Genomic DNA, 22025 nt, shown 5'->3' with positions numbered 1-22025 from the left:
GAACCTCGTTGAACTCTACGCAACCCGGCCTACCCGGGCAAAACACTCCCTGCACCGAATCGGTCGGGGATCGGCCCGGTCACCGGCACAAACTACGCTGGACCCATGGTGGATTCACAACCGGGACTCCGCAGCGGCGCCACACCCCTGGCCGTGCGGATGCGCCCGACGAGCCTTGACGAGGTCGCCGGCCAGAAGCATCTGCTCACCCCCGGGTCGCCCCTGGTCAGCCTGGCCAGTGACAAGACGGGGGAGCAGGGTGCTGTCTCGGTCATCCTGTGGGGACCGCCCGGCACAGGCAAGACCACTCTGGCCCAGGCCATCGCCCACAGTTCAGGGCGCCGTTTCGTCGAGCTGTCGGCCGTGTCCGCCGGTGTGCGCGACGTGCGCCAGGTGATGGAGGAGGCACGCACCAGCCGCGACCTCTACGGCCTGTCCACGGTGCTCTTCCTCGACGAGATCCACCGATTCAGCAAAGCCCAGCAGGATGCCCTTCTTCCCGGGGTGGAGAACGGGGTCATCATCCTCGTGGCCGCGACGACCGAGAACCCTTCCTTCTCCGTCATCTCCCCGCTGCTGTCCCGCTCTCTGCTCCTGACCCTCGAGACGCTGAGCGACGAGGATCTCGGGGTTGTGGTCGACCGCGCCGTCATCGACCCGCGGGGTCTCGCTGACCGGTTCCGGCTCGACCCCGAGGCTCGAGCGGCCATCATCCGGCTCGCCTCGGGCGATGCTCGGCGTGCCCTGACCGCGCTGGAGGCAGGTTCGGTGGCGGCGGCGTCCTCCACCCCGCCGGACGCCGGCACGCAGCCGGTCATCACGACCGAGATCGTCTCGCTCGCCGTCGACCGCGCCCTGCTGCGCTACGACCGCAACGGCGACGAGCACTACGACGTCATCAGCGCGTTCATCAAATCCGTTCGCGGCTCAGACGTGGACGCCTCACTGCACTACCTTGCGCGCATGATCGAGGCCGGTGAAGACCCCCGGTTCATCTGCCGTCGCATCATCGTGCTGGCGTCGGAGGACATCGGCATGGCGGACCCCCAGGCGCTGCTGATCGCCATCGCCGCCGCGGATGCCGTGGCGTACATCGGCATGCCGGAAGGGCGCATTCCGCTGGCCCAGGCGGTCGTGCACCTGGCGACGGCACCCAAGTCCAACGCGGCCTATGTGGCGCTGGACGCGGCGATCGCCGACGTGCGCGCCGGTAAGACCGGTCGGGTTCCGAAGCCGCTGCGGGACGCGCACTACCCGGGCGCCAAGCGTCTCGGGCATGGCCGGGGCTACAAATACCCCCACGACGACGCACTCGGCGTGCTCGCGCAGCAGTACCCGCCGGACGAGCTCACCGACGTGCGGTACTACGCACCCACGGAGCACGGCCATGAGCGTGAGGTGTCCGCCCGACTCGCCAAGTTGCGCAAGATCATCCGGGCCCGGTAGGCCGGCCGAGCGTGCCGCTGTGCTAACCTGAAGGCTGCCTACAACTGGAATTGGCATGCGGCTGCGTCCGATTCCGGTTTGGATGGGTTTCGCTCTGTAGCCGGGCAACCCGTGGCACCACCCCTCTGAACTCCCATGACGCTGTGCCTGTGCCCAGTCAGCCCTGCTGGCTCGCGCCCCAGGAGCACGCCCTGGTTTCCCCTTGTTTGCAGTTCCATCGAAAGGACACCGTGTCTACCAAGTCACGTACCCGCAGTAAGACCCGCCTCTCGCGGGCCCTGGGCATCGCCCTGACCCCGAAGGCCGCTCGCTACCTGGAGAAGCGTCCTTACGCACCGGGCGAGCACGGTCGCACCAAGCGCAAGACCGACTCCGACTACGCCGTTCGCCTCCGCGAAAAGCAGCGCTTACGCGCCCAGTACGGCATCCGCGAAGCTCAGCTCAAGATCGCATTCGAGGAAGCTCGCCGCGCTCAGGGACTGACCGGTGAGAACCTCGTCGAGATCCTCGAGACCCGTCTCGACGCTCTTCTCGTGCGTTCCGCCATCGCCCGCACCACGGCCCAGGCCCGTCAGATGATCGTGCACCGTCACATCCTGATCGATGGCCAGCTGGTTGACCGTCCCTCCTTCCGTGTGAAGCCGGGCCAGCTCATCCACGTCAAGCCCAAGAGCGAGGCCATGGAGCCGTTCCAGGTTGCAGCTGCCGGCGGTCACGTCGACGTTCTGCCGAAGCTCCCGCCCTACCTCGAGGTCGAGATCGACAAGCTGCAGGCCCGCCTCGTGCGCCGCCCGAAGCGCATCGAAGTCCCCGTGACCTGTGAAGTCCAGCTCGTCGTCGAGTACTACGCGGCCCGCTAGGTTCCTTTTCACCCGCTCCGCCGTCAGGCGTTGCAACTGAACTACGCTGGAGAGCGGATCACCCGTGGGGTGGTCCGCTCTTTGCGTATGCACCCGGCTCTCGTATGCCGAATCTGGAATGGATGGTTGGTCAATGTCAGGTGGAGATATCGTCGGTCTCGCGTTCGCGGGCGGATTCCTGGTCCTGGTCCTGGCCCTGGCGGTGCCCCTGTTCAAGATCGGTCGGGTCTTCGACGAAACGACCCGGTCCATCCGTGACCTGACGCACACCGTGACCCCACTGCTCGAGGAATCCACGAAAACCATCCAGGAGACCAACGCCCAGCTGGCCCGGGTCGACACCATCACGTCGAATGTGGCGGATGTCACCGGTAACGTGTCCGCACTGGTGGCGCTCGTCGCGGCGACGGTCGGCGGCCCGCTGGTCAAGTTGGCCGGCTTCTCCGCCGGCGTTCGGGCGGCCCTCGGCTCTGTCCGCGGCGGCGGCACCCGTCGGCGGCGCAGCTAGTCGGCTACTCTGGCAAGGGGCCGGTCGAGTCTGGGATTCACCGGTCAGGTGGTCGTTCGAGACACTCGGGCCGCCGTGAGCCACCAGTTTCACCACCTATCAGGGTCTCCACACGTAGTCAGGGAGCATTGTCATGAAGAGTTTCATCTGGTTTGTCGTCGGTCTGACCACCGGGCTTCTCGTCGCCCGTGAGGCCGGCAAGACGCGTCAAGGCAAGCAGTTCTTCGCCGATCTCGACACCAAGGCGCGCGAATTCGGTGAGGCCATCTCGGACGGCTACCGGAAGCGCGAAGCCGAACTGAGGGACGCCATCGGCGACGCGGCATCGAACACCGAAGACGTGATCGACACCCTCACCAAATAAGCAACACCCCTCTCATTTTTCGCTTCAACGAACTACGGAACTAATGCAGACTGCTGAAATTCGCGGGCGCTGGCTCGACTTCTTTGCCGATCGTGGACACACTGTCGTCCCGTCCGCTTCGCTGGTCAGCGACGACCCCACACTCCTCTTCACGGTGGCCGGCATGGTTCCGTTCGTGCCCTACCTGACCGGTCTGGTGCCGGCGCCGTACCCGCGTGCGACCAGTGTGCAGAAATGCATCCGCACCAACGACATCGAAGAGGTCGGCAAAACACCGCGCCACGGCACCTTCTTCCAGATGAACGGCAACTTCTCGTTCGGCGACTACTTCAAGGAAGAAGCGATCGGATACGCGTGGGAGCTGCTCACCAGCTCCGAGGCGGACGGCGGCTACGGCTTCGCCGAGAAGGACCTCTGGGTGACCGTCTACGAAGACGACGACGAAGCGTTCCGCTACTGGCGCGCCCTCGGCCTGCCCGAGCACCGCATCCAGCGTCTGGGCATGGACACGAACTACTGGTCTACCGGGCAGCCCGGCCCCGCCGGCCCCTGCTCGGAGATCTTCTTCGACCGTGGTCCCGAGTACGGCATCGACGGCGGCCCGGCCACCGACGACGACCGCTACGTCGAAATCTGGAACCTGGTGTTCATGCAGTACCTCCGCGGCGAGGGCACCAGCAAGAACGACTTCGTCATCCTCGGCGATCTGCCCAAGAAGAACATCGACACGGGCATGGGGCTCGAACGCGTCGCCTTCCTCAAGCAGGGCGTGCAGAACATGTACGAAATCGACCAGGTGCGCCCGGTCCTCGACCGGGCCGCGGAACTGTCCGGCCGCCGCTATGGTGCGGTGCACGACGACGACGTACGGATGCGCATCGTCGCCGACCACGTGCGGTCGTCCCTGATGCTGATGAGTGACGGAGTCATGCCGTCCAATGAGGGCCGCGGATACATCCTGCGTCGCCTGATGCGCCGCAGCGTGCGCGCCATGCGCCTCCTCGGCGTCGACGCCGCGACCTTCCCCGAGCTGTTCCCGGCCTCGCGCGATGCCATGGCGGGCGCGTACCCCGAGGTCAAAGCCGACTACGCCCGGATCAGCCAGGCAGCGTATGCCGAAGAGGAAACCTTCCTGCGCACCCTCGCCAGCGGCAGCGCCGTGCTCGACCTTGCCGTGGCGAAGACGAAGAAGGCCGATAAGGCCGTGCTGCCGGGGGACACCGCGTTCCTCCTGCACGACACCTATGGTTTCCCGATCGAGATCACCCTCGAAATGGCCGAGGAAGCCGGCCTCAGCGTCAACCGCGAAGCCTTCGACACTCTCATGAGCAAACAGCGCGCCATGGCCAAGGCCGACGCCAAGGCCAAGAAGACGCACCTCGCCGACCTGTCGGTGTACAGCGCCTTCCGGGCGGCGGGGGAGACGGTCTTCACCGGTTATGACGCCCTGCAGACCGAATCATGCGTGCTCGGCATCATCGTCAAGGGACTGTCCGTCGACCGTGCCGTGTCCGGCGAGATCGCCGAAGTCATCCTCGCCGAGACGGCCCTCTATGCGGAATCCGGGGGACAGGAAGCCGACGCCGGGCTGATCGTCGGCACCGGCTACGAGCTCGAGGTCCTCGACGTGCAGAAGCCCGTCAAGGGACTGATCAGCCACAAGGTACAGGTGCGCTCCGGAGAGGTCGGCGTCGGGGACCCGGCCACCAGCGTCGTCGACCCGGACTGGCGCCGCGGCGCCCGCCAGGCGCACTCGGGCACCCACGTGCTGCATGCGGCGCTGCGCCAGGTGCTCGGCCCGAACGCGCACCAGTCGGGTTCGTACAACAAAGCCGGCTTCTTCCGCCTCGACTTCTCCTGGAACCAGGCGCTGTCCCCGGCGACGCGCAGCGAAATCGAAGAGATCTCCAACAACGCCATCCGGGACAACCTGCCCGTGGTCACCCGGGAGCTGCCTCTCGCCGAGGCCAAGGCCCTCGGCGCGATGGCCCTTTTCAGCGAGAAGTACGGCGACCGCGTGCGTGTGGTAGACATCGGCGGTCCCTGGTCGCGCGAACTGTGCGCGGGAACCCACGTCGAATCCAGTGCGGAGATCGGCATGATCAGCCTCGTCAGCGAGGGTTCCGTCGGATCGACGAATCGCCGGGTCGAATCGCTGGTGGGGCTCGAGGCTTTCCGCGACCTGGCCGCGGAGCGCGCGCTCGTCTCCCAGCTGACCGCGAATCTGAAGACGCCCAGGGACCAGCTGCCCGAGCGCATCAACGAGCTCGTGCTGAACCTCAAGGCCGCGGAGAAGAAGATTGCGGCGTTCGAGGCCCGGGCGCTCACCGACAAGGTGCCGGCCCTCGTCTCCTCCGCCGCGATGGCGGGCTCCGTCAGCGTCGTGGCTGAGAATGTGGGCCCGCTGGGCTCCGCCGACGACCTGCGGATGCTGGTCACGGCCACGCGCACCCAACTCGGCGGTGCGCCGGCCGTCGTGGCCCTGGCAGCAGTCGTCGCCGACAAGCCCGTGGTCATCGTGGCCACCAACCCCGCAGCACGGGAAGCCGGACACCGCGCCGGGTCCCTGGCCAAGCAGGTCGCCGGCATCCTCGGCGGTGGCGGTGGCGGCAAAGACGACCTCGCGCAGGGTGGTGGCACCGACGTGGCCGCCATTCCGAAGGCCCTCATGGCCGTCCGATCAGCCGTAGCAGGCTGAGCCCATGCGTCATGGCGTGCGGGTCGGAGTCGACGTCGGGAAAGCCCGGATCGGACTGGCCCGCAGCGACCCGCACGGAATGCTGGCCACCCCGGTCGAGACCGTGAGCCGTGACCTCTCCGGCACCCTGGACGTAGCCCGGATCGTGGCAGTGGTGGCCGAGCTGGACGCGATCGAGGTCGTCGTGGGGCTGCCCCTGGCACTGTCGGGCAACCGGACGGCATCGACCAATGATGCCGTGGGCTTCGCCGAGGTTCTGGCCCGCACCCTGGCCGTGCCGGTGCGCCTGGTCGACGAACGCCTCTCCACCGTCGCGGCGCAGTCTGTTCTGCGTGCCGCGGGGCGCAAGGCCAAGACCCAGAAGACCGTGGTCGACCAGGTTGCCGCGGTGATCATCCTGCAGCATGCCCTCGACAGCGAACGCACCCAGGGCGCGCCCGCCGGCGTCGCCGTTGATCCTGGGACCGAACCGCTTTCAGCCGCCGCACCGCCGGCTGCCGCACCACCTGAAGGGCACCCTCGACGATGACGATCCCTCCCGCCGGCCCCGCCGGACCTCCGCACGTTCCGGCCGACCCGGCGAATCCCGAGAGTCCCGTCGACACATCGAGCTCGCGCCGCGCCCTGCGCGAATCGCGGGAGGAGGGGACCCGGTCCAGCCGCCGTGCCCTGCTGGATTCCGAACCGGCCCGGAAGAAGAAGAAAAGTCGCCGCGGCGCCTGGGGCTGCCTGATCGTGTTCCTGGTTCTGATCGGCCTGGCCGGCGCCGCCGCCGTCCTGCTGCAGGAGCCGATCGGCACGGTCATCGGCATGGTGCAGGGGCCGGCCGACTACGACGGCACCGGCGATGCGGAGGTCGTGGTGATGATCCATGACGGCGACACCGGGCAAGACATTGCGAACACTCTCGTCGCCCAGGACGTCGTGAAGAGCTACGACGCGTTCTACCAGCTGCTGCGCGAGGAGTCCCCGGAACCCGTATTCCAGCCGGGTGCCTACCGGTTGGCCGAGCAGATGAGCGCCCGCGCGGCCCTCGACGCCCTGCTCGATGCGGACACCAAGCTCGAGCAGACCGTCGTCATCCCCGAGGGCACCACGACCACGGCCATCCTGCAGTTGATCACCGAGGGAACCAGCATCCCTCTCGCCGACCTGAAGGTCGCCGCCGCGGACGTGACACCGTACGGGCTGCCTGCCGAGGCCACCACGCTCGAGGGGTTCCTGTTCCCGGCGACGTACACGTTCCCCGCGGACACCACGGCCACCGATGCCATCCGGATGCTCGTGGACCGGCAATTCGAGGCGCTCGACGCCGCGGGCGTCGCCCCGGCAGACCGCTGGAAGACCATCGTGCTCGCGGCTCTCATCCAGCGTGAGGCCGGACTGACCGAGGACTTCTACAAGGTGTCCCGGGTCTTCCTGAACCGGCTCGACCCGGCCCGGTGGGAGAGCGGACTGCTGCAGTCCGACGCCACCGTCGCCTACGGCACCGGGGCCACCGACCGGGTGACCACCACGGATGCCGAACGCGCCGACGCCGCCAATGCCTACAACACCTATGTGCACCCCGGGCTGCCCGTGGGACCGATCTCGAACCCCGGCGACGTGGCGATCGACGCCGCCGTCAACCCGGCCGAGGGCAGCTGGCTGTACTTCGTATCGTGGAACCTGGACACCGGTGAGACGATCTTCTCCACCACCATCGAGGAGCATGAGGCCGCCGTGGCGAAGTGGCTCGCGTGGATGGACGAGCACCCCGAATATGACTGAGCCCGTCACCTCCACCCCTGCCCCGCCCCCCGCCTGCCGTCTGGCGGTGCTGGGCTCACCCATCGAACATTCCCTGTCGCCCGCGCTGCACCGCGCCGCCTACGGGGCGCTCGGGCTGGACTGGCGCTACGACGCCGTGCGCGTGGCGGCCGGCGGGTTGTCCGACTTTCTCGGTTCCCTGGGGGGCGAGTGGCGGGGACTCTCCCTGACCATGCCCCTCAAGCACGAGGTGCAGGCGCACCTCGACGGGCTCGACCGGATCGCCGAGCAGACCGGCTCGGTCAACACGGTGCTGCTCGGTGAGACCGACGGCCGGCGAACACTGCACGGCTTCAACACGGATGTGACCGGCCTGGTGCGCGCCCTCGCCGAAGCCGGCGTGCGGCGCGCGGTGCACGTGACCCTGCTCGGAGCCGGCGCCACGGCGGCATCCGCCCTGGTCGCCGCGGCCGAGCTGGGCGCCGAGACTGTCGACGTGCTCGTCCGCAGCCCCGCCAAGGCCGCCGCCCTGGTCGCACTGGGCCAGAGCCTCGGGGTCGTCGTCACGGTGCACCCCCTGACCGACCTGCCCAACCCCGAACGCGTGAGCGACCTGGTCATCAGCACCCTCCCCGGAGGCAGCGTCCTCGGCGCGGAGTTCCCCGCCGACCTGCGCCGCACGGCGGTTCTCTTCGACGTCAGCTACGCTCCGTGGCCCAGCTCCCTCGCCCGGTCGTGGGTGCTCGCGGGCGGCACCGCCGTGTCCGGCGAGGGCATGCTGCTGCACCAGGCCCTGGTCCAGGTGCGGATCTTCGTCTCCGGGGACCCGTTCGAGCCCCTTCCGAACGAGGCCGGCGTGCTGCAGGCCATGCGCGGCGCCCTGACCCGACAGGCTGTGACAGGATAGTGGTCATGCTTCGTTGGCTCACTGCCGGAGAGTCCCACGGCCCCGAACTCATCGCTATCGTCGAGGGTTTGCCCGCTGGAATCCCGGTCACTCTAGATGCGATCCGCCTCGACCTTGCGCGCCGCAAACTCGGCTACGGCCGTGGTGCGCGCATGAAATTCGAGCAGGATGAACTGAACATCTCCGGCGGCGTGCGCCACGGTCTCACCATGGGTGGACCGGTGGCCCTGCGGATCGGCAACACCGAATGGCCCAAGTGGGCCGAGGTGATGAGCCCCGAGCCGGTGCAGACCTCGTCCGCCCGCGGACGCGGCGCCCCGCTGACCCGGCCCCGGCCCGGCCACGCCGACCTTGTCGGCATGCAGAAGTACGACTTCGACGAATCCCGCCCGGTGCTGGAGCGTGCCAGCGCCCGCGAAACCGCCGCTCGCGTCGCGCTCGGTGCGGTCGCCCGCTCATTCCTGGCCGAGCTCGGCATCACCCTGGTCAGCCACACCCTGTCGATCGGGCCGGTCCGGGTTCCCGAAGACGCCCTGCTGCCCGCACCCGACGACGTCGACGTCCTCGACGCCGACCCGCTGCGCTGCTTCGACGCCGCGACCAGCGCCCTGATGGTGGCCGAGGTCGATCAGGCCCACAAGGACGGCGACACCCTCGGCGGGGTCGTCGAGGTGCTGGCCTACAATCTTCCCCCCGGGCTCGGCTCGTTCGTGCACTGGGACCGCCGCCTCGATTCGCAGCTGGCGGCCGCGCTGATGGGCATCCAGGCCATCAAGGGCGTCGAGGTCGGCGACGGCTTCCTGACCACCACCCGGCGGGGCTCGGTGGCCCACGACGAGCTCGTGCAGTCCGACGGGCGAATCCAGCGGGTCAGCGACCGGGCCGGCGGCACCGAAGGCGGCATGAGCACGGGAACCGTGCTGCGCGTGCGCGCCGGAATGAAACCGATCTCCACCATCCCGCGTGCCCTGCGCACGGTCGATGTGGCCACCGGCGAGGCAGCCCCCGCGCACCACCAGCGGTCGGATGTCTGTGCCGTTCCAGCCGCCGGCGTGGTCGCCGAAGCCATGGTCGCCCTCGTTCTCGCGAACTCCGTCCTGGAGAAGTTCGGTGGCGACTCCGTCGCGGAGACCCGCCGCAACCTGGACGCCTACCTGGCCCACATCCCGGCGAACCTCCAGACGGGCGCGTCCAGCGACGCCTCCCTCTAGAGACGCCGGAGTACGCAATGGCCGCGCCGACGCATCCGATCCTGCCCCTCGTCTTCATCGGGCCCATGGCCGCCGGCAAGACCAAGATCGGTCGGAGGGTGGCCAAGGCGCTCGACGTGCCGTTCATCGACACCGACCACCGCATCGTCGACCAGCACGGCCCGATCAAGGACATCTTCGAGCAACACGGCGAGGAGCACTTCAGAGCGCTTGAACGTCAGGCCGTGGCCCACGCCCTGACCGAGCAGGCCGTGGTCTCGCTCGGCGGGGGAGCCGTGCTCGACACGGAAACCCAGGCCGACCTGGCCGGGTGTTCCGTCGTGTACCTGAGCGTGTCGGCCCGAGCCGCCGGGGCCAGGATCACCGGCGGCAAACGACCGCTCCTGCGAAACGGGATCGCGGACTGGAAGCGCATCTACGCCGAGCGCCGGCCCGTCTACGAGGCTCTGGCCGGCATCCGGTTCGACACCTCACATCGTCCCCTGGACGCCATCGCTGATGACGTCGTGAAATGGACCAAGAAACGATCATGACCGGAGCACCTGTGCCTGAATCCACCGAGCCCATCACTGAGCCTGCCCTCGAGCCCGCCACCACCGTCATCACCGTTGCCGGTGCCGACAGCTACCCCGTGCTGATCGGGCGCGGCCTCATCGACGACGTCGTCGAACAGCTCGGCCCGAAGGTGGCGAAGGTGCTCATCGTGCACACGTCCCACCTCGGCGCCCGCGCCGTCGCCCTGCGCGAGAGCCTGCTCGGCAAATTCGAGGTGCTGATCGCCGAGGTGCCCGACGCCGAAGCCGCCAAGCGGGTCGAGGTGGCCGCGTTCTGCTGGCAGGTCATGGGCCAGGCCGACTTCAGCCGCACCGATGCCGTCATCGGTTTCGGCGGCGGCGCCGTCACCGACCTGGCCGGCTTCGTCGCGGCGACCTGGCTGCGCGGCGTGCGCCTGGTGCAGATCCCGACCAGCGTGCTCGGCATGGTGGACGCCGCCGTGGGCGGCAAGAACGGCATCAACACCGCCGAGGGCAAGAACCTCGTGGGCACGTTCTACGCGCCCGCCGCGGTCCTCTGCGACCTGGACGTGCTCGACGACCTGCCCCGGAACGAGATCCTGGCCGGTTTCGCCGAGATCGTGAAGGCCGGTTTCATCCAGCTCCCCGAGATCCTCGACATCGTCGAAGCGGATGTCGCGGCGGTCACCGACCCGCACACCCCGCAGTTCCGGCGGGTGCTCGAACTCGCGGTCGGGATGAAGGCCCAGGTTGTGGGGGAGGACTTCAAGGAGTCCGGCCTGCGCGAGATCCTGAACTACGGTCACACTCTCGGCCACGCGGTCGAGCACGCCGAACGCTACGGCTGGCGCCACGGGGCCGCCGTCGCTGTGGGCATGATGTTCGCCGCGGAGGTGGCCCGGCTGAGCGGACGCCTCTCCGACGAGGCGGTCGACCGGCACCGCCGCATCCTGGAATCTCTGACTCTGCCCACCACCTACCCGGTCGGCCGGTGGAGCACCCTTCTCGCCACCATGCAGCGCGACAAGAAGACCCGCAGCGGAATGCTCCGTTTCATCGTGCTCGACGACATCGGCAAGCCCACCGTGTTGGAAGGACCCGACACATCCCTTCTCTTCGCCGCGTACCAGGAGATCGGCTCCTAGACGGTATTGCCCGACCGGGAGGCCTAGACTGGCCCCTGATCGGGCTTCGCCTCCGATCGCCGCTGACCAAAGCTGTTCGGAGGTTTCATGACGAGTCCGTGGATCGATCGGCCGGCCGGGTTCGCCGGAGGCAGTCACGGTCGGCTTGCGCAGGCCCACGAAGCCGCCGTCACGGAACGGTATGTGGGTCCCGGGGTACGCCGAGTGGTCAAAGAATCCTGGGAGCGGTCGCTGTCGCTCAGCCTCGATCCGTCCCGGCTCGCTCCCGAGCAGGAGGTCAGCGTCGACGCGCTGCGGGAACTGCGCGACCGGCACCCACTGGCATCGGTGCTGCCGGTGGTTCACAATCTCCTGATCCGCCACACGTTTCACTCCGGCCTGATCGTCGCCATCGGCGACGAGTTCGGACGTCTGCTCTGGATCGACGGAGACCGTGTCGTGCGTCGGCGGGCCGAAGACATGCTTTTCGTGGAAGGCTCCGACTGGTCCGAGCGCCGGGTGGGCACGAGCGCACCGGGAACGGCGCTGACCCTCGGTCATGGGATCCAGATCCAGCGGGCCGAACACTTCAACGAGCTGGCGCATCCGTGGAGTTGCACGGCCGTGCCCATCCACGACCCGCACTCCGGAGCCGTTCTCGGCGTGATCGACATCACGGGTGGCGACGAAGCCGTCGCTCCGCAGACCCTGCCACTGGTGGAAGCGGCCGTCGCGGCCATGGAGGCTGAACTGCGCATCCAGCGGCTGAGCGCGGCGGCGGGACCGGCCACCGTCGCCCGCTTCTTCGGCGTACCCTCGGGTCCGCCGATCACTCGGCCCGCGCCCGCCCGGCTGGGAGTGCTGGGCGGCGATCACGGCCGGTTAGAGACTGCCGACGGCCCGCTGGAGATCAGCCCGCGGCACGCGGAAATCCTCACCCTGCTGGCGTGGAACCGGGACGGCCTCTCCGCCGACCGGCTGTCGCTGCTGCTCACCGACCAGGCCAACGCCGTCGACAACCTGCGCGCCGAGATGGTGCGGCTGCGCAAGGTCCTCGAACACACCAGCCCGAGGATCAGCATCGCCTCCCGCCCCTACCGTCTGGAGACGGCCATCGAACTGGACGCGCAGCGCGTGCTCGCCTTCCTGGAGCGCGGTGCGCATCGGGTGGCGCTCGGGGCCTACCGAGGGCCCGTGCTGCCGAGTTCGACCGCACCCGGGATCGTCGAGATCCGCGCCGAGATCTCGGCGCGGCTGCGGCAGGCCATGCTCACGGATGCGTCCGCCGAACTCCTGCTGGAGTACGCCCGCACCGACGAGGCCACCTACGACAGTGAGGTGTGGCGCGCGTGCCTGGAACTGTTGCCGGCCCGGTCGCCGAAACGGGCATCCGTGGTGGCGCGGCTCAGCCGGATCGAAGCCGAGCTGGACCACGCGGGTCCGGTCTCCGCGCCCCGCAACCTCCCGCAACGCTGAAGAAACGTTCTCTTTCCTAGGCTCAGGCCCAGGTTCGCAACAGGCGAATCCCACCGACAATGTCGTCGACGAGGAGAGATCATGACCGTCTATTCCAACCCCGGAACACCGGGTGCCCTAGTCACCTTCAAGCCCCGCTACGAGAACTGGATCGGCGGCGAGTGGGTCAAACCCGTCAAGGGTCAGTACTTCGAAGACATCTCGCCCGTCAACGGCAAGCCATTCGCCGAGGTGGCCCGCGGCACGGCGGAGGACATCGAATTGGCACTGGATGCCGCACACCGGGCAGCGCCGGCGTGGGGCAAGACCTCATCGACTGAGCGCGCGGCGGTGCTCAACAGGATCGCCGACATCATCGACGCGAACCTCGAACTGCTCAGCGTCGCCGAGACCTGGGAGAACGGCAAGCCGGTCCGGGAAACCCTGAACGCGGACATCCCGCTCTGCTCCGACCACTTCCGATACTTCGCCTCCGCGATCCGGGCCCAGGACGGCGACCATGCCGAACTGAACGGGGACATGGTCTCGTACCAGTTCCACGAGCCTCTCGGCGTCGTCGGGCAGATCATCCCCTGGAACTTCCCGCTCCTGATGGCCGTGTGGAAGCTGGCCCCGGCCCTGGCCGCCGGCAACGCGATCGTCCTCAAGCCGGCCGAACAGACCCCCGTGTCGATCCTCGTGCTGATCGACCTGATCGGTGACGTGCTGCCACCGGGGGTGCTCAACATCGTCAACGGATTCGGCATCGAGGCCGGCAAGCCGCTCGCGTCGTCGTCGCGGATCCGCAAGATCGCGTTCACGGGGGAGACCTCGACCGGGCGCCTGATCATGCAGTACGCGAGCGCCAACATCATCCCGTCGACGATGGAACTCGGCGGCAAGAGCCCCAACATCTTTTTCAGCGATGTGGCCCAGGAGAAGGACGCCTTCTACGACAAGGCGCAGGAGGGCTTCGTGCTCTTCGCGTTCAACCAGGGCGAGGTGTGCACCGCGCCCAGCCGGGCGCTGCTGCAGAAACCGATCTATGACGACTTCCTGAGCGACGCCGTCGAGCGCACCCGCACGGTGATCCAGGGCAACCCGCTCGACACCGCGACCCAGGTCGGCGCGCAGTCCAGCAACGACCAGCTCGAGAAGATCCTCTCCTACATCGACATCGGCAAGAAGGAGGGTGCGACGCTGGCGCTCGGCGGAGAGCGGGTCGACCTCGGCGGTGACCTGAGCGGAGGCTACTACGTGGAGCCCACCATCTTCGAGGGCCACAACAAGATGGGCCTGTTCCAGGAGGAGATCTTCGGACCGGTGCTCGCGGTGACCAGCTTCACCGATTACGACGACGCCATCTCCATCGCCAACGACACCCTCTACGGGCTCGGAGCCGGGGTCTGGTCCCGCAACGGAAACATCGCCTACCGGGCCGGGCGGGACATCCAGGCCGGCCGGGTCTGGGTGAACAACTACCACGCCTACCCGGCGGGGGCGTCGTTCGGCGGCTACAAGAGTTCGGGAATCGGCCGGGAGAACAACAAGCTCGCGCTGACCGCCTACCAGCAGACGAAGAACCTCCTCGTGTCCTACAGCGAGAACAAGCTGGGCTTCTTCTAGGCACGTGACGCCGGTCCGGCCTACGCTGGCGCGACAGCCGGACCACTCACGGCACCACCGGCCCCGGCCAGGGGCCGCCGAGGCGATAACCCTCGGCGGACCCAGGCCCGGGGGTCGCAACCAGAAGGGAACATCCATGCCGGAGACAGGCGTCACCGCAACGATCACCATCCCGGGAGAGACGATTCCGCGGGTGGAGCTCACGGCCGTCGCGGTCGACCTGCTCCGCAGCCTCTGGGACGAACACGGCCCGCTGATGTTCCACCAGTCCGGGGGCTGCTGCGACGGCTCCTCACCGATGTGCTTTCCGGAGGGCGAATTCATCGTCTCGGACCGGGACGTTCTGCTCGGTCGACTCGACGTCGCACCACTCGGCGGGACCGCGCAGCCGATCGACTTCTGGATGTCGGCGGAGCAATTCGAGTACTGGAGCCACACCTTCCTCACGGTCGACGTCGTTCCCGGCCGCGGCGGCGGATTCTCCGTCGAAGCGCCCCGCGGCGTGCGGTTCCTGCTGCGATCCCGGCTGATGGAGTCCTTCGAGTAGTCCTCTCCTCCACCGATCCCTGCCAGGTGCAATCCTGTGCACCGCGGCTGCGACGGATGCCCGTCCGGGCAGTCTGGTGCGCATGACAACCCCACTCCGACTCCGGGACGCCGCTCCCGTGACCACCACCGAGCAAGCGCGAGAGCGGGTGGCCGAGTTGGTGGGCCAGGCGATCAGCCACCAGCTCTGGTTCATGCTCCTCGACGCCCGGGGAGGCAGATCCCCCTGCTGATCCCCGTCAGTGGCATTCCGCTCCGCCCGGAACCGGGCGGCGCCGCAGCCATGGCCACCGCGGTCAACCAGGTCCTGGCCGAACACGGGCCGGGCGGCAGCGTCATCCTCACCCTCGAACGCCCGGGAACGGCCGCCCTGACCGCTCCCGACCAGGCCTGGGGACGAGAACTCGCCACCTCCTTCGGCAAGCTGCTGCGCATCACGGGCATGTTCGTCGCCCACGATTCGGGAGTCTGCGAACTCGTAGTGTGACCGCGCCTCGCGGTGGCAGACTGAGACGATGACTCTCACCGGCCGGCGAAACTCGCCGTGCGTACCCGGGGCGACGGATGCCTGAGCGCACCCTGGTCCTGCTTCGCCACGCCAAGTCGGATTGGGAGGGCCGGCAGGCCGACCTCGATCGGCCGCTGGCCGCCCGGGGACTCCGGCAGGCCCCGCGGGCCGGGGCACGGCTGGCCGGCCTCATCCACCGGATCGATCTCGCCCTGGTGTCGCCGGCCGTGCGGGCCCGGGAAACCTGGGACCTCGTCGCGGCCGAGCTCCCCGAGGTGCCGCCGACCCGGATCGATGACCGCGTCTACGCTGCGACGGCCGGTCAACTCCTGGCCGTCGTGCTCGCACTGCCCGACGAGGCACACTCGGTCGTGCTCGTGGGTCACAATCCGGGATTCGAAGATCTGGCCGCCCGGCTCACCGGCACCGAGGTCGCCCTGCCGACCTCGGCCCTGGCCGTGATCGCCTGGGACGGTTCCTGGACATCCGCCGGTCGGTCCGAGGGGATACTCCTGGCATCCGGCCGCTGATCGGCCCCGGCGCACGGGAGCGGAGCCGCGTCTGAACCGACGGGTCAGGGCTGTACGCCCGCGCGCCCGGCCCGGCGCGCGGCCCTGCGCTGGGCCGTCTCCCTCACCATCAGCGCCCGCGTCGCCGCCACGTCACCGAGCAGCGGTCGAAACCAGCGCGCGGCCGGGTCGGAGTCGACCAGGATCATGCGCACCAGAAGGGTGAGCGGGGTGGCCAGAAGCGCGCCGATGGGGCCGATGATGGCCGTCCAGACCAACACCGACACGAAGGTGACGGTCTGGCTGAGGGCGACGGCGTTGCTGACGAGCCGGGACTGGATCGCGCCCTGCACGATGGCGTTCACGAGGGTGTACACGAGGATCACCGAAATCGCCGTCTGCCAGCCGCCGGCCAGGAACCCGAAGACGACGGGAGGCACCAGTGCGACCAGGTAGCCGACATTGGGAATGAAGCTGCCCAGGAATGAGAGCACTCCCCAGAGGAACGCGCCGGGAACGCCCAGGATCACGAGCGCCACGCCGTTGAGCACGCCCTGCACGACCCCGAGCAGCGTCGTGGTGACCATGTACCGCCGCACATGGGAGGCGGTCGCTCGCAGCGCACCGACCAGATTCCGGTGGGCCGGTTCGAGTTCCCGCAGCAGGGTGGACAGGTAGCTGGCGTCCATCGCCATCAGGAGCAGCGTGGTGGCGATGATGACCAGGGCCCCCGCCAGCCCGGCCACGTTGCCCAGCACGTCCGACACGAAACCGGTGATCTGCGAGGGTTCGAAACCGGACACGATCGTCTGCACCTCATCGGTTCCGACTCCGAAGTCCGTCAGCGCGGCACCGATCGACGCGCCGATCCGGGCGATCTCGGAACTGTACTGGCTGAGGAGGGCGGGGAACTGGGCCAGGGCCAGCAGAAGCGCAGCCAGGAAGGCCGCCAGAACGAGGAAGACCGCCGCGGCGACCGAGCCGGTGGCCAGCCCGCGCGGCACGCCACGGCGTTCCAGGGCGCTACGCAACGGATGAACGCAGATCGTCAGAACGAGGGCCAGCAGCACGGGGGCTGCAATGGACCTGATGGACGCCAGGCCGAACGCGGCGACGGTGGCGGCGGCCAGACCGATCAGGATGGCGTCGCCCCGGGGGAGACCTCGGGGGACGTCACGTGACGGTGGGGGTTCGGGGGGAGGTGCCGCGGCGACGGATGCCGGTGATGCCACGCCGGGAGGCTTTCGTCGGTGCCATCGCATGAAAGCCTCCGTTCCTCGGCGCGTTTCCCCGAACGTAGACCCGTGCAGCGCACCTGGATAGAACGAACCCGGGCGTTACTCGTCGAGCCAGGACCAGCGGCGCAGCGGCCAGTTCACCACGAAGGCGCGGCCGACAACGTTGCCCACGGGCACGAAGCCCTGGTGCGGCGTGTCGGTGTGCAGACGGCTGTCCGCCGAGTTGTACCGGTTGTCGCCCTCGACCCAGAGCGACTCCGCCGGCACGGTCACGGAGAAGTCATGCTCTGAGGCGCGGGTTGCCCCCGCGGGCAGCTTGAGGTACGGTTCGCTGATCGGTTCGCCGTTGACGGTCGTGCGACCCGAGGCGTCGCAGCAGGCCACCCGGTCGCCCGGCAAGCCGATGACGCGTTTCACGAGATGGTCTGCGGCGTCCTGGGCACCCAGGCCAGCCACATCGGAGACCCACCGGACGCCGTCGGTCACGGGGTTCCCGGGCCCGGCCGCACCCTCGCCGGCGGCTGTCAGCCATCCGCCGGGGTCGGTGAACACCACGATATCGCCGCGATTGAGCACGATGAGGTCGGGGACCAGCTCGTTGACGAGGATCCGGTCGTTGATCTGCAGGGTGTCCTGCATCGACCCGGACGGGATGTAGAACGACCGCACCAGGTACGCCCTGCTGAGGAGCGAGATCGACACGGCCACGACGACGATGATCACCAGGTCCCGGAGCAGGCGGCCCCCGCGATGCTCGGACGAAGCACGGTTCCCCACACTCTCGTAATCTGACATTTTCCCCCTGATGCGATGCGGGATGGGGCAGCGGTGTCCGACGGCGGGTGTGGCAACCGACAGCGGGTCAGCTGGAGGGTTGACGCGGGCTGACGTTCGCGCGGAGGGACTCAACCCGCTCGAGCGCTTCGTCTTCCGTTTGGTAGCGCTCCGGCGACGGAATCGTCTGGCCGCTGTCCGCGGCGAAGTGAAAACGGTAGCTTCCGGACGCATCCCGGTAGACCTCGAATTTGCCGGCCATGTCACACCCTTGTCCTAGGCCTCGTCCCGGCCGGACGACCGGTTGCGACACCCTACCTCCGGTGCCGGACACCCGATAGAGGCACGGGGAGCGCACAGGCTTTCCGGCTTATGATTGAAGTCGTCCGGCAACCCGATGGGAACCCTTTTCGCATGACTGCGCGTGCACCATTCTTCGTTCGCAATCGGGTGGACGGCACCGACGGGGCTCTCGCCGGGCGGGCCGACGGTACCAGCCTGCGTGACACGGTCACCCGCTACTACTCCCTGACCAAACCCGGCGTGCTGTACGGCAATGCCCTGACGGCCGCGGCGGGCTTTCTGCTGGCAGCCCGGGGACAGGTCGACCTCTTCCTGTTCATTGCGCTCTGCGTCGGCACCACCCTCGTGATCGCGTCGGCCACCGTGCTGAACAATGTGCTCGACCGCGACATCGACACGGTCATGGAACGCACCAAGAAGCGGGCCACGGTCACCGGGCGCATCGGCGTGCGCAACGCGGTCATCTTCTCCATTGTGCTGTTCGTACTCGGAATGGCGATGCTCGTGGCCTGGACCAACTGGCTCGTCGTGGTCGTCGGTCTCGGCGGTTTCCTGGTCTACGTCGTGCTCTACGGGATGCTGTCCAAGCGACTGTCGATCCACGGCACCCTGGTCGGCAGCGTCTCGGGCGCCGCTCCCATTCTGGCCGGTTACGTCGCCGTCACCGGGGCCATCGACGTGGGGGCCGTGCTCGCCTTCCTGGCTGTGTTCCTCTGGCAGATGCCGGAGTTCTACTCCATCGCCATCTACCGGCACGACGAGTACGCCCGCGCCGGCGTTCCCGTCATCTCCGTGGTGCGAGGGATCCCGAACACCACCGTGCAGATCCTCGTCTACACGATCGGCTTTGTCGTTTCGACCCTGCTCCTGCCGGTGTTCGGCTACGTCGGCTACGTCTACACCGCCCTGATGGGTGTGCTCGGCGCCTACTGGATCTGGCTCGGCATCGTGGGACTCCGCGCCGACGATCCCGCGGCGTGGGCGAGGCGCATGTTCCGGTATTCGCTGGTGATGATCCTGGTCTATTGCCTGATGATCTCGGTCGGCCCGGTCCTGCCCTGACCGACGGCCCCACCACCGTCACGCGCGCGCTCCCTTAGGCTGTGGGGATGAGTACAGTCCTCGTTCTGAACGGTCCGAACCTGGGGCGGCTCGGCAGCCGCGAACCCGACGTCTACGGGTCCGCCGACCTCGAGCAGCTCCGCGCCACCCTCATGCAGGCCGCGCCGGAAGGGATCACGGTCGATCTGCGCCAGACCGACGACGAGGCCGAGCTGATCCACTGGCTCTACGAGGCCGTCGACGAGCGCATCCCCGTCATCTTGAATCCGGCAGCGTTCACGCATTACAGCTACGCGCTGCGGGATGCCGCGGCCCTGGTGACCAAGGCCGGCGTGACCCTGGTCGAGGTGCACCTGTCCAACCCCCACGCCCGGGAGACGTTCCGCCACACGAGCGTGGTCAGCGCCGTGGCGACCGGCGTGATCGCCGGTTTCGGCTTCGAGTCCTACCGGCTGGCCCTCGACGTCATCACGCGTTCCCTGCCGCCGGCGGCCTGATCCGCTGCCCGGTCCCGTCTTTGGTGCGCGGGCTGCGGGGCAACTACACTCGTCTGAGGCCGTGTCGGCCGCGCACCTTCCTAATTGAACCAAGTGAACGGAACATCTTTTCATGGCATCAACCGCCGATATCCGAAATGGCGTCGTCCTCAACATCGACGGCCAGCTCTGGGCCGTCACCGACTTCCAGCACGTCAAGCCGGGCAAGGGCGGCGCCTTCGTCCGCACCAAGCTGAAGAACGTCGTCACGGGCAAGACCGTGGACCGCACCTTCAACGCCGGCGCCAAGATCGAGACCGAGAACGTCGACCGCCAGGACTTCCAGTACCTGTACGCGGACGGCGACTCCTACGTCTTCATGGACGTGTCCGATTTCGACCAGCTGCACGTGCCGGCCGTCGTCGTGGGCGACGCGGTCAACTTCATGCTCGAGAACCAGAACGTGACGATCGCCCTGCACAACGGAAACCCGCTCTACGTGGAGCTGCCGGCATCCGTCGTTCTCGAGATCACCTACACCGAGCCGGGCCTGCAGGGCGACCGCTCGACCGGCGGAACCAAGCCGGCCACCGTTGAGACCGGCTTCCAGATCCAGGTGCCGCTGTTCCTCGAGCAGGGCACCCGCGTCAAGGTCGACACCCGTACGGGCGATTACCTGGGCCGCGTCAACTAGTGAGTGCTCGGACCAAGGCGCGCAAGCGCGCGATCGACATCCTCTACGCCGCCGACGTGCGGCAGAGCACCATCCCGGAGTCGCTCGCGATCGAGGCGCAGCGCGCCGCGAGCGAGCCGGCCCGGATGGCGTCGTGGCTCTACGCCCGAGACATCATCGACGGCGTCGTGGATCACCGCGAGGAGATCGACGAACTGATCGAGACGTATTCGCAGGGCTGGACGCTCAAACGCATGCCCGTGGTCGACCGCGCCATCCTGCGCATCGGCATCTGGGAGATCCTCTTCAACGACGCCGTTCCGCACGCCGTCGCCATCGACGAGGCGGTCGAGGCCGCCAAGATCCTGTCGACGGATGACTCGGCCGGCTTCGTGAACGGCCTCCTCGGGCGCATCGCCCAAACCGCTCCATCCGCGTAATCCGGCCTGCCAGGGGGGCAGCATGACGAACACCGAGAACGACCCGATGCGCGCGCCGGATGAGTTTCCGCCGGCCTACGCGCAGCAGCCGTCTCCGGTCGCGCCGAGGACGAACACGCTGGCGATCATCTCGCTGGTGTCCGCCTTCTTCGTCTCCCTGGCCGCCGTGATCACCGGCCACATCGCCCTGGGTCAGATCCGGCGCACCGGCGAATCCGGTCGCGGTCTCGCCATCAGCGGGCTGGTGCTCGGCTACGTGGGCATCGGCGCCCAGGTGCTGGTGGTCGTGATCGCCATCGTCTTCGTCTTCGCCGCGACGGTGATCCCCTTCATCATCGCGGTCGCGAACGGCGGCGCTGCCGGCATGCCCCCGATCTCCTCCACGAGCGAGCCCCGCGCCGACAACCCCGGCACGGACGAGCCGACCGGGACGCTGGCCACGGGCACCGTCGGCGCGGCCCACTTCGACGACGGCTACCTCTCGGTCGGTACCGGCGTGCAGGTCGTCGACGTCTACTTCGACCCGATGTGCCCGTTCTGCCGGCAGTTCGAGGAGACGAACGGCAGCCAGCTGGCCGCCCTGGCAGCCGACGGCTCCATCACCCTGCGGTTGCACTCGCTCACTTTCCTCGACCGCGTATCGCAGGGCACGGAGTACTCGAGCCGGGCCTCCGCCGCGCTGACCTGCCAGGCCACCCTCAACCCGGACAACCTGCTTGCCTTCCAGGCTGCCCTGTTCGCGAACCAGCCTGCCGAGAACACCGAGGGGCTGAGCGATTCCGAGCTCGCCGGCCTTGTCGACAGTCCCGTCGACATCAGCGATTGCCTGGCTTCCGGTCACTACCAGGCCTGGTCCCAGGTCAACACCGAGCAGGCCCTGAACGGCCCGATCGCGGATGCGGAGATCAGCCGGATCCAGGGCACGCCGACGGCACTCGTCAACGGCAGCGTCTACTCCGGCGGGCTGACCGACCCGGCCGAGTTCCTGGCGTTCCTCACGGCCAGCTCCATCGGCTGAGCCCGGCAGGGGAGC

The 22025-nt window shown here is 68.2% G+C and carries 25 protein-coding genes; 22 read left to right on the top strand and 3 right to left on the bottom strand.

Annotated elements, in window-relative coordinates; all coding sequences use genetic code 11:
• Positions 1 to 105 precede the first annotated feature (105 nt).
• The 17 genes from E3T49_RS03965 to E3T49_RS03890 all read left to right on the top strand — a co-directional run bounded on the left by E3T49_RS03965 (position 106) and on the right by E3T49_RS03890 (position 16047).
• Positions 106 to 1446, top strand: a complete 1341-nt coding sequence (locus tag E3T49_RS03965) for a replication-associated recombination protein A (protein WP_134423624.1) — start codon at positions 106 to 108, stop codon at positions 1444 to 1446.
• 230 nt (positions 1447 to 1676) lie between these two features.
• On the top strand, positions 1677 to 2306 hold the full coding sequence (gene rpsD / locus E3T49_RS03960; RefSeq protein WP_134423623.1) for a 30S ribosomal protein S4: 630 nt from the start codon (positions 1677 to 1679) through the stop codon (positions 2304 to 2306).
• Positions 2307 to 2439: 133 nt separating this feature from the next.
• Complete coding sequence (locus E3T49_RS03955; protein ID WP_134423622.1) at positions 2440 to 2814, top strand: DUF948 domain-containing protein; 375 nt, start codon at positions 2440 to 2442, stop codon at positions 2812 to 2814.
• A 133-nt stretch (positions 2815 to 2947) separates the two neighbouring features.
• Positions 2948 to 3178, top strand: coding sequence for a hypothetical protein (locus E3T49_RS03950; protein WP_134423621.1), 231 nt, complete (start codon positions 2948 to 2950; stop codon positions 3176 to 3178).
• A gap of 43 nt (positions 3179 to 3221) precedes the next feature.
• Positions 3222 to 5876: an alanine--tRNA ligase gene (alaS, locus tag E3T49_RS03945; RefSeq protein WP_134423620.1), complete on the top strand. Its 2655-nt coding sequence runs from the start codon at positions 3222 to 3224 to the stop codon at positions 5874 to 5876.
• A 4-nt stretch (positions 5877 to 5880) separates the two neighbouring features.
• Positions 5881 to 6405, top strand: coding sequence for a Holliday junction resolvase RuvX (gene ruvX / locus E3T49_RS03940; RefSeq protein ID WP_174722373.1), 525 nt, complete (start codon positions 5881 to 5883; stop codon positions 6403 to 6405).
• Positions 6402 to 7646 carry an endolytic transglycosylase MltG gene (mltG, locus tag E3T49_RS03935; protein ID WP_134423619.1) on the top strand — a complete coding sequence of 415 codons (1245 nt, stop codon included), beginning with the start codon at positions 6402 to 6404 and terminating at the stop codon, positions 7644 to 7646. Before ruvX ends, mltG begins: the two co-directional genes overlap by 4 nt.
• On the top strand, positions 7639 to 8532 hold the full coding sequence (locus E3T49_RS03930; protein WP_134423618.1) for a shikimate dehydrogenase family protein: 894 nt from the start codon (positions 7639 to 7641) through the stop codon (positions 8530 to 8532). The genes mltG and E3T49_RS03930 overlap by 8 nt, the downstream gene beginning before the upstream one ends.
• Positions 8533 to 8537: 5 nt before the next feature.
• Positions 8538 to 9743, top strand: coding sequence for a chorismate synthase (gene aroC / locus E3T49_RS03925; protein WP_134423617.1), 1206 nt, complete (start codon positions 8538 to 8540; stop codon positions 9741 to 9743).
• 17 nt (positions 9744 to 9760) lie between these two features.
• Positions 9761 to 10276 carry a shikimate kinase gene (locus tag E3T49_RS03920; protein ID WP_174722372.1) on the top strand — a complete coding sequence of 172 codons (516 nt, stop codon included), beginning with the start codon at positions 9761 to 9763 and terminating at the stop codon, positions 10274 to 10276.
• Positions 10273 to 11403, top strand: coding sequence for a 3-dehydroquinate synthase (gene aroB / locus E3T49_RS03915; protein WP_134423615.1), 1131 nt, complete (start codon positions 10273 to 10275; stop codon positions 11401 to 11403). Before E3T49_RS03920 ends, aroB begins: the two co-directional genes overlap by 4 nt.
• An 87-nt stretch (positions 11404 to 11490) precedes the next feature.
• A complete protein-coding gene (locus E3T49_RS03910; RefSeq protein WP_134423613.1) occupies positions 11491 to 12858 on the top strand; it encodes a sigma-54-dependent transcriptional regulator family protein in 1368 nt (455 codons plus the stop codon).
• An 81-nt stretch (positions 12859 to 12939) separates the two neighbouring features.
• Positions 12940 to 14463, top strand: coding sequence for an acetaldehyde dehydrogenase ExaC (gene exaC / locus E3T49_RS03905; protein ID WP_134423611.1), 1524 nt, complete (start codon positions 12940 to 12942; stop codon positions 14461 to 14463).
• A gap of 136 nt (positions 14464 to 14599) precedes the next feature.
• Positions 14600 to 15010, top strand: a complete 411-nt coding sequence (locus E3T49_RS03900) for a DUF779 domain-containing protein (protein WP_134423609.1) — start codon at positions 14600 to 14602, stop codon at positions 15008 to 15010.
• An 82-nt stretch (positions 15011 to 15092) separates the two neighbouring features.
• Positions 15093 to 15242: a hypothetical protein gene (locus E3T49_RS16095; RefSeq protein ID WP_166785458.1), complete on the top strand. Its 150-nt coding sequence runs from the start codon at positions 15093 to 15095 to the stop codon at positions 15240 to 15242.
• Positions 15243 to 15292: 50 nt separating this feature from the next.
• Positions 15293 to 15496, top strand: a complete 204-nt coding sequence (locus tag E3T49_RS03895; RefSeq protein WP_134423607.1) for a hypothetical protein — start codon at positions 15293 to 15295, stop codon at positions 15494 to 15496.
• 77 nt (positions 15497 to 15573) lie between these two features.
• Entirely contained in the window at positions 15574 to 16047 is a 474-nt protein-coding gene (locus E3T49_RS03890; protein ID WP_134423605.1) for a SixA phosphatase family protein, read from the top strand.
• Between the two features lie 44 nt (positions 16048 to 16091).
• Here the strand turns inward: E3T49_RS03890 and E3T49_RS03885 are convergent, their stop codons facing one another.
• The 3 genes from E3T49_RS03885 to E3T49_RS03875 form a co-directional block, all read right to left on the bottom strand.
• Positions 16092 to 17258, bottom strand: a complete 1167-nt coding sequence (locus E3T49_RS03885; protein WP_166785457.1) for an AI-2E family transporter — start codon at positions 17256 to 17258, stop codon at positions 16092 to 16094.
• 105 nt (positions 17259 to 17363) lie between these two features.
• Complete coding sequence (gene lepB / locus E3T49_RS03880) at positions 17364 to 18059, bottom strand: signal peptidase I (RefSeq protein WP_134423601.1); 696 nt, start codon at positions 18057 to 18059, stop codon at positions 17364 to 17366.
• Positions 18060 to 18126: 67 nt separating this feature from the next.
• On the bottom strand, positions 18127 to 18300 hold the full coding sequence (locus E3T49_RS03875) for a YegP family protein (protein ID WP_134423599.1): 174 nt from the start codon (positions 18298 to 18300) through the stop codon (positions 18127 to 18129).
• Between the two features lie 152 nt (positions 18301 to 18452).
• On the opposite strand from E3T49_RS03875, the gene cyoE reads away from it, so the two are divergent.
• The 5 genes from cyoE (at position 18453) to E3T49_RS03850 (ending at position 22010) form a co-directional block, all read left to right on the top strand.
• Positions 18453 to 19403: a heme o synthase gene (gene cyoE / locus E3T49_RS03870; protein ID WP_166785456.1), complete on the top strand. Its 951-nt coding sequence runs from the start codon at positions 18453 to 18455 to the stop codon at positions 19401 to 19403.
• 47 nt (positions 19404 to 19450) lie between these two features.
• Positions 19451 to 19900, top strand: coding sequence for a type II 3-dehydroquinate dehydratase (locus E3T49_RS03865; RefSeq protein WP_134423595.1), 450 nt, complete (start codon positions 19451 to 19453; stop codon positions 19898 to 19900).
• 112 nt (positions 19901 to 20012) lie between these two features.
• Complete coding sequence (gene efp, locus E3T49_RS03860) at positions 20013 to 20573, top strand: elongation factor P (protein ID WP_104100509.1); 561 nt, start codon at positions 20013 to 20015, stop codon at positions 20571 to 20573.
• On the top strand, positions 20573 to 20992 hold the full coding sequence (gene nusB, locus E3T49_RS03855) for a transcription antitermination factor NusB (RefSeq protein ID WP_134423593.1): 420 nt from the start codon (positions 20573 to 20575) through the stop codon (positions 20990 to 20992). Before efp ends, nusB begins: the two co-directional genes overlap by 1 nt.
• Positions 20993 to 21014: 22 nt before the next feature.
• Positions 21015 to 22010 carry a DUF4190 domain-containing protein gene (locus tag E3T49_RS03850; protein ID WP_134423591.1) on the top strand — a complete coding sequence of 332 codons (996 nt, stop codon included), beginning with the start codon at positions 21015 to 21017 and terminating at the stop codon, positions 22008 to 22010.
• Positions 22011 to 22025: the final 15 nt, after the last annotated feature.

The organism is Cryobacterium cryoconiti, from assembly GCF_004403065.1.
GTDB lineage: Bacteria > Actinomycetota > Actinomycetes > Actinomycetales > Microbacteriaceae > Cryobacterium > Cryobacterium cryoconiti.
This window is presented reverse-complemented; position numbering and strand designations above follow the sequence as displayed.